We start from the raw sequence: 6833 nt of genomic DNA, 5'->3' as shown, positions 1-6833 counted from the left end.
TGCAGATCTCGCGGCGCCGCAGGCCATTTGGCCTTTTGGGGGCTCGGCAACATACGTCCGGCCCGCTGAGATGGGCGATCGGGCATATCGCAGGAGGTCAGTGGAACGTGACCGGGGTGAACCAAGGGCATGTTTGGAGTGAGGCCGGGTCGCCGGTCCATTCGTGAACGATGGGCCACGTCAGTTCTCAACGAAGTCGTACCGACTGCGGATCGCTTGCACGCGTGGTCTGCAGCGAGCCCGTCCGCTCAGAGGTGAGCAGTCCCTCCCCGGCCAAAGCTGGGGAGGGACCGTCGTGGGTCGCCGCTCAGTGACTCAAGCTCCCGATGCCCTCAAGCGCAGAGGAGTGAAAACCGTGCTGTGACCACCTCGCCGTGGGCATTCGTGGTGAGCCGGCCGGTCATGGTCAGGACCAGGGTGGAACCGTCGCTCCCGGCGAGCGGCGCACGCAAGCGAAATTGCCCGACTCGAGCCTGATCTTCGCCGTCGTCGCTCACGCCAGTGATGACAAAGTTGACCTTCTCGCGAAATTGGCCCGAGTACGTGGGACGCGCCGGGTCGTCGGGAGTCAGCGAGAGGTGGCCGCGGATGACTCCGTTGACGTGGAATTCGCCCTCGGATCGGCCGCCGGGTGCCTCGACGATCCGGTAGGAACCTGCCCGAGTCTCATGCAGTGTCGCGGCCCAGGGGCCGCATGAATTGTTCTCGGCGGCAAGGTGCTCATCTCCCGCCCACGATTCGGAGTAGGTGTCGTGCTGAGCGGGTGCTGCCATGGCTGCGCCGCTGCTCCCCAGGGCAAACGCTAGGGCGACGATGGCGGTGCTGATGACTTTGGTGGTGCTGGTGGCTGTGAACATGATGTCTCCTCGATGGGGGTGAATGGTGGACCGCCGGGTCACCCGATGACGCAGACGATCGCGGTTGCGACGAAGACGAGGGTGCCGAGACCGGCAGCGACGCCAACGCTGAGATCAAGCGATCCGATGCGGCGTCGGTGCTCCAGAGCAAGACCGACGGCCACAGCGCTGAAGACGCTCGGCCAGCCCGACCAGAAGGCCATGAACAACACGGCACTCGCGAGGGCGAGTCCGAGCGCGATGCGAGCCAGGCGCTGCGTGGCGCCGGTCCAGCCACGCAGTCCGAAGGCGACACCGATCGCGAGACCCGCAACGGCGATGAGGCCGGTGATGGCCCATTGGCCCGCAGATGTGCCGCTGGAGTCGGCGTTGAGGCCGAATGCCTCCCCGGCAACCATGGCGGCCACGTAGACGCCGAGTCCCAGCAACCCAGCGAGGGTCGGGTGTCGAAGATCGGGTGGGGAGGTGGTGAGTGAGGTGGTGGTGTTCATGACTAGCTCCTTCAGTGGTGGTGATGTCGACCAGCACACCGCGATCGCTGCCAGGAAGGATGTGTCAGGAGCCGGATCAGGATCGGGAAAATGTCCCGCGCCATCTAGGGCTGCAGACCCCTGACAACGCTGGCGTGGCGGTCCACAATGCGTGTATGGAACCCGCCACGCCTCGCGACCCCGTGCTCGTGCGTATCGGGTGGGTGCTGACCGCGATGTCGATCGCTCTGTACATGACGATCCCCTTTTCGTTGTCCGGCGGGGTGATGTCGCGCCCAGGCATCGTCAGCGCCACCGAGACCAGCGATCTGATGGCAGGCATGGTCATCTTCTTGTTCCTCGGATCCGGCATCTTGTTGATTCGCGCCCGGCCGCGCAATTCCATCGGTTGGTTGGTGCTGGCCAGCGGCGCTCTGCAAGCGGTGCAGATGAGCGCCGAGGCGTACGGGGCCCGTGCGCTGACCGATCCCGATCGGTCACTACCGCTGGGACTCCCGGTGATGTGGCTGGCGTCATGGGCATGGATGCCGTCGTTGGCGCTGGTGATGGCTGTCCTGCCGGGTCTCTACCCGACCGGTCGGCCCACTTCTGCTTTCTGGCGATGGCAGATTCGTGGTGCCTTGGTCGGGATCGGATTGCTCGTGGTGCTCGCCGCCACCACGCAGGGAGGTGTCGACGACGTCGTCGCGGACGTACGACTGCCGTGGGAAGCGCCTACCTGGTACGTGATTCTCCTGGGAGTGCCCGCTGCTGTCCTGGTCGTAGGTTCCATCATCGTCGCGCTGGTGGGCACGCTCCTGCGGGCCGTTCGGGCGCGGGCACCGGAGCGTCAGCAGTTGTTGCTTCTGCTCGTGTTCCAGATCGGGATGGCGATCGGGTTCCTCAGCCCCTACGAATTCTCGTTCGCGTTGGTATACGGACTGCTGCCGGTCGCGGTTGTGGTGGGCGTGTTGAGGTATCGGCTCCTGGGCATCGAGGTGGCTCTGCGCCGGACCATGCTCTACGTACCGCTCACGGTGCTCGTTGCTCTGGTCGTGGGTGGGATCACGACGTCGGTGGCTCAGCTGGTCCCTGTCGGCCCTTTGCCGCTGCTCGCAAGTTCGGCTGTCGTCGCGGCGCTGGTGATTCCGGTGGCCGGTTGGCTGCGCGGGCGCGTGGACAGGTTCGTGCTGGGGGAGCGAGTGGATCCGCTCACCGCCGTGCACCGTCTGGGCGTGGGCCTGGAGGGCGCCGGCGACGATCCGGTGCGGTCGATGTTGCGGGCGGTCTCGCTTGCAACCGGGGCGACTCACGCTCGGGCTGTCGACGCCAGCGGCCGGGAGATCGCCACCGTCGGTTCGCCGGACGGGTCCGGCCTCGAGGTGCCGCTGCGCCACAGCGGGCACGTGCTCGGAACCGTGACGGTCGGACCGCGACAGAACCAGCAGCGGGTCGGCGAATCAGACGCCCATCTGCTCGCTGTCCTGGCTCCGCACCTCGCCGTTGTCGTGCGATCGCGCGCCCTCACCGAGCAGCTATCGGTCGAGCGGGCACGGGTCGCGGAGGCGACGTTGGCTGAGCGCGACCGACTGCGGCGCGATCTGCACGACGGACTGGGCCCCTCGATGTCGGGCATCGCCCTAGGCCTCGAGGCCGCCGCGCTCGCCCTCGCCAGCGACCCGACCACAGTGCGAGAGATTCTCGCTCATACGCGGGCCGAGGCGACTGCCGCGACCACCGAGATTCGGCGGGTACTGGACGGCCTCAGGCCATCGGTCCTGGACCGTGCAGGTTTCGCGGGGGCTGTGCACGAGACCGCGTCGTCCCTCGGCCTGGGCACCGACGGGGGCGTTGCCCTGCAGCTCGACGTCGATGTCGACCCCGCTCAACTCGAGCCACGCGTCGAGGAAACGGTTTTCCGAATCGTGGCGGAGTCGCTCACCAACATCTCCCGCCACTCAAAGGCACGTCGATGCCTGGTGTCGGTGCAGAGCACCGATGGGCAGGTACGGATCCGAATCCGCGACGACGGAGTTGGCCTGCTTCACGACCACACGCCGGGTCACGGTCTGGAGTCGATGACGCGCCGGGCGGCTGACCTTGGCGGGCGGATCGTCATCACACCGGCACATCCCCGCGGCACCGAGGTGTGCGCTGTGATTCCGCTGGGGCCGTCGTGAGCGTGCGCGTCGTGCTGGCCGACGATCATCCGATGTACCGGTATGGCCTCAGCGCGGTGCTGGCACAGTCTGACGCGGTCGACGTGGTGGCCACCGCCGGGAGCGGCCGCGAACTCCTCGAAGCAGTCGCGCTGCACCGCCCCGATGTGGTGATTACCGACCTCAGCATGATCGAGATGGACGGAATCTCAGCCACGCGGGATCTGGTGAGTGATGACCCCGAGATCGGAGTGCTCGTGCTGACCATGCACGAGGACGACGAGCACGTGTTCGCCGCGCTGCGTGCCGGTGCTCGCGGCTATCTCGTCAAGGGTGCCGACGGCGATGAGATCGTGCGCGCGGTCCAGGCCGTCGCCAACGGTGACGCTGTGTACGGCGGCTCGGTCGCGCGCCGGATCGTCTCGTTCTACTCCGGCGACGACGGTCAGTCATCGATCGAGCGCGCCTTTCCTGAGCTGACTCCCCGAGAGCGAGAGGTACTTGAGCTGTTGTCAACTGGGTGCCGTAACCATGAGATCGCCAGGCGGCTGGGGATGTCGGAGAAGACGGTCCGCAATCACGTCTCGCAAGTTCTGCTCAAGCTGCAGGTGCCAGACCGCACTGCTGCTGCACTCAAGGCGCGTGACGCCGGGGTGGGCAGTGAAGACGGAGCTCTCGACTCATGATCGCGCTGGGAGTGCCCACAAGTCGCCCGGGCGTGTCTATACCAAGCCGGACATGCAGCGTCCTAAACTCGTCTTGATCCGCAACGTGTGATCCGGGTCACCTCCGCGAGACGGCATCTCGCACCACTTGACGGGACTGGCCATGGGAATCATCGGAATCATCATCGCGGGAGTCATCATCGGGCTTCTGGGCAAGTTCGTCGCGCCGGGCGACAAGGACAACATTCCGATCTGGCTGACACTGGTGTGCGGCGTTGGCGGAGTCATCCTGGGCTGGTACATCTACAGCGCCTTCGGCGGCAGCGGCGACACCGATGGCGTTGACTGGGTGCGCTGGATCGTGGCCATCATCACGGCAGCCGTCCTGGTGGTCATTGCCTCGACCGTGACGGGTCGAAACACAGCGAGTCGACGATGAATTCGCAGGGCGCCACGATGTCTGATCTCACGCGCAAGGGGACGTCAGAGCTCATCGGGACGTTCGTCCTGGTGTTCTTCGGAGCAGGCGCTGCTGTCTTCGGTCTCGACGTCATCGGCGGCATGGGAGTCGCTTTCGCCTTCGGCCTGACCCTGTTGGCGCTGGCCTACGCCATCGGGCCCACCTCGGGATGCCACGTCAACCCCGCGGTGACCCTGGGTGTGCTGCTCCGCCGTGGGATCTCCGTGCCGGAGGCTGGCGTCTACTGGGTTGCGCAGATCGTGGGAGGCGTCACGGCAGGCGCCCTCCTCAAGCTGATGGTGTCGGACTTCGGAGAGGTCACCGACCAGACCGGGGCCCTGGGAACGAATGCCTGGGGAGATCGGGTCAGCGGTGGCGGAGCGTTCGTCTTCGAGGTTCTCGCGACGTGTCTGCTGGTCCTGGTCGTGATACTCGTGACCGGACGAGCAGCGGCGCCTGGGTTTGCCGGGCTCGCCATCGGACTCGTTCTCATCGTGGTCCACCTCGTCGGGGTGCCGTTGGACGGGACCTCAGTGAACCCGGCACGGTCACTGGGCCCGGCATTGTTCGCCGGCAGCGATGCGCTGTCGCAGGTTTGGCTCTTCGTGGTCGCACCCTTGGTCGGAGCTGTGCTTGCTGCCCTGGTGGCGCCGGTGTTCGACCTGCCAAGCAGCCAGCGTGCGGCACAGGCTCCTGGCACCGACCCGACCGGTGCGGGCGTGCCTTCGTGACAGCCCTTGATCATCAGAAGTGAGGTGGTCCCATGCGTACGGTACTTCTCGTCATCGTGTGTCTGTTTCTTCCGTTCGTGGCCGTGCTGCTGAAGGACGGATTGAGTCTCAAGGTCTTGTGGGCCTTCCTGCTCCAACTGCTCGGTCACGTTCCCGGCGTGATCTACGGGCTGTACCGGGTGCTGAAGAACTAATCGATCTCACCGTGCAGGGGCGCATGGCTGAGCGGAGCGGCAGCCCGTCCCTACCCTCGAAAAGTGTTCAGTGCCACACGTCACCACGACAGAAATGAGCGCCAGATGCTGTCTCACCTGAAGGCTTCGGCGGACCGTCTGCGCAGCAGTCTGTTCTTCGTCCCCATGCTGTGCGTGATCGCCGGCATCTTCCTCGGGGAGGCGATGCTCGTGGTGGACAACCTCGTCACCGGCATCAATCCTCGACTGACGGCCACCGTTGACAGCGCCCGAACCGTGCTCACGACCGTGGCAGGGGCGACGCTGACCTTTGCCGGTATCGCGTTCTCTGTCAGCCTGCTGCTGATCTCCCTCGCGTCGAGTCAGTTCTCGCCTCGCGTCGTCCACGGCATGTTCCGAGATCCGTTCAACAAGCGAGTGATGGGCCTGGTGATCGGAACCTTCACCTATTGTCTGGTCGTCCTGCGCGCGGTTCGATCGTCGCTGGAGGGGGAGGGCGAGGCGGTGGTTCCGAGCCTCTCGATCTTGCTCGCCGTGGCCCTCGGCATTGCTTCGATCCTGGCGATCGTGGCCTTCATCAACCATGCGGCCCACTCCATGGATGTCTCGAACATCCTTCGCCGCGTCACCGAGGAGGTCCTGAGTCAGGCACGCTCGGCCTGGCCAGATCCGGAGGCGGACCGCCCTGACGTGGCCGATCACCAAGGGTCGGCTCTGGTGCCCGACGGCGCCATCGCCGTGCGCTTTTGCACCTACGGCTGGGTGCAAAACGTGGACTATGACGCCCTTCTGGCCGCATTGCCGGCCGGAGCGCGAGTCCGGTTGGAGACATTTGCCGGGCAGTACGCCATTCAGAACACGCCGATCTGCAGCATCTTCCCGGCGCCCGACGATGTAGATGAGTGTGCCGACGCGATCCGGTCGGCTGTGATGGTGGGGGAGACGCGGACGCTGCAGCAAGACATGGCGTACGGGGTCCGACAGCTCACCGACGTGGCGCTGAAGGCCATGTCGCCTGGCATCAACGACCCCACCACGGCTCACGATGCCATCTCTCACCTCGGCACGGTGCTGGCTGACCTGCTGAGGCGTCAGCCACCAGCACGCAGGTTGGCTGGCCCCGATGGTCTGGTGCTGCTGATCCCGCACGCCACGACGTACGAGCAGCTGGTCGGTCTGGCGTTCGACGAGATGCGCATCGCATCGGTGGAGCAGCCCACCGTGCTGATCTACCTGCTCGACGTGCTGCACCACGTCGAGCAGTCTCTGGCGGATCTTGATCGGCCTGGCGTCGTCA

Annotated in this window: 8 protein-coding genes; 6 read left to right on the top strand and 2 right to left on the bottom strand. The window is 65.7% G+C overall.

Going from position 1 to position 6833, the window contains the following annotated elements; genetic code table 11:
- Positions 1-332: 332 nt before the first annotated feature.
- Positions 333-857 carry a hypothetical protein gene (locus tag WB508_RS09330; protein WP_423844613.1) on the bottom strand — a complete coding sequence of 175 codons (525 nt, stop codon included), beginning with the start codon at positions 855-857 and terminating at the stop codon, positions 333-335.
- 38 nt (positions 858-895) lie between these two features.
- Positions 896-1348: a hypothetical protein gene (locus tag WB508_RS09325; protein WP_423844612.1), complete on the bottom strand. Its 453-nt coding sequence runs from the start codon at positions 1346-1348 to the stop codon at positions 896-898.
- A 155-nt stretch (positions 1349-1503) separates the two neighbouring features.
- On the opposite strand from WB508_RS09325, the gene WB508_RS09320 reads away from it, so the two are divergent.
- The 6 genes from WB508_RS09320 to WB508_RS09295 form a co-directional block, all read left to right on the top strand.
- Positions 1504-3507, top strand: a complete 2004-nt coding sequence (locus WB508_RS09320) for a histidine kinase (RefSeq protein ID WP_423844611.1) — start codon at positions 1504-1506, stop codon at positions 3505-3507.
- Positions 3504-4172, top strand: a complete 669-nt coding sequence (locus WB508_RS09315) for a response regulator (RefSeq protein ID WP_423844610.1) — start codon at positions 3504-3506, stop codon at positions 4170-4172. The genes WB508_RS09320 and WB508_RS09315 overlap by 4 nt, the downstream gene beginning before the upstream one ends.
- A 142-nt stretch (positions 4173-4314) precedes the next feature.
- Positions 4315-4590: a GlsB/YeaQ/YmgE family stress response membrane protein gene (locus WB508_RS09310; RefSeq protein ID WP_423844609.1), complete on the top strand. Its 276-nt coding sequence runs from the start codon at positions 4315-4317 to the stop codon at positions 4588-4590.
- A 17-nt stretch (positions 4591-4607) separates the two neighbouring features.
- On the top strand, positions 4608-5342 hold the full coding sequence (locus WB508_RS09305) for an aquaporin (RefSeq protein ID WP_423844608.1): 735 nt from the start codon (positions 4608-4610) through the stop codon (positions 5340-5342).
- Between the two features lie 32 nt (positions 5343-5374).
- Positions 5375-5536 (top strand): YqaE/Pmp3 family membrane protein, encoded by a 162-nt coding sequence (locus WB508_RS09300; protein WP_423844607.1) that lies wholly within the window; start codon positions 5375-5377, stop codon positions 5534-5536.
- Between the two features lie 105 nt (positions 5537-5641).
- Positions 5642-6833 (top strand): DUF2254 domain-containing protein (locus WB508_RS09295; protein ID WP_423844606.1); only part of this gene is annotated, 1192 nt, incomplete at its 3' end.

The sequence above is a fragment of the Aeromicrobium sp. genome (genome assembly GCF_049586495.1).
Lineage (GTDB): Bacteria > Actinomycetota > Actinomycetes > Propionibacteriales > Nocardioidaceae > Aeromicrobium.
The sequence above is the reverse complement of the archived record's forward strand: the minus strand, read 5'-3'. Positions and strand labels throughout refer to the sequence as shown.

What these genes read in the sequence shown, in the direction of transcription:
- WB508_RS09325 (WP_423844612.1), bottom strand. Translation starts at nt 1,348, where the DNA reads ATGAACACCACCACCTCACTCACCACCTCCCCACCCGATCTTCGACAC.
- WB508_RS09300 (WP_423844607.1), top strand. Translation starts at nt 5,375, where the DNA reads ATGCGTACGGTACTTCTCGTCATCGTGTGTCTGTTTCTTCCGTTCGTG.
- WB508_RS09305 (WP_423844608.1), top strand. Translation starts at nt 4,608, where the DNA reads ATGTCTGATCTCACGCGCAAGGGGACGTCAGAGCTCATCGGGACGTTC.
- WB508_RS09310 (WP_423844609.1), top strand. Translation starts at nt 4,315, where the DNA reads ATGGGAATCATCGGAATCATCATCGCGGGAGTCATCATCGGGCTTCTG.
- WB508_RS09320 (WP_423844611.1), top strand. Translation starts at nt 1,504, where the DNA reads ATGGAACCCGCCACGCCTCGCGACCCCGTGCTCGTGCGTATCGGGTGG.
- WB508_RS09330 (WP_423844613.1), bottom strand. Translation starts at nt 857, where the DNA reads ATGTTCACAGCCACCAGCACCACCAAAGTCATCAGCACCGCCATCGTC.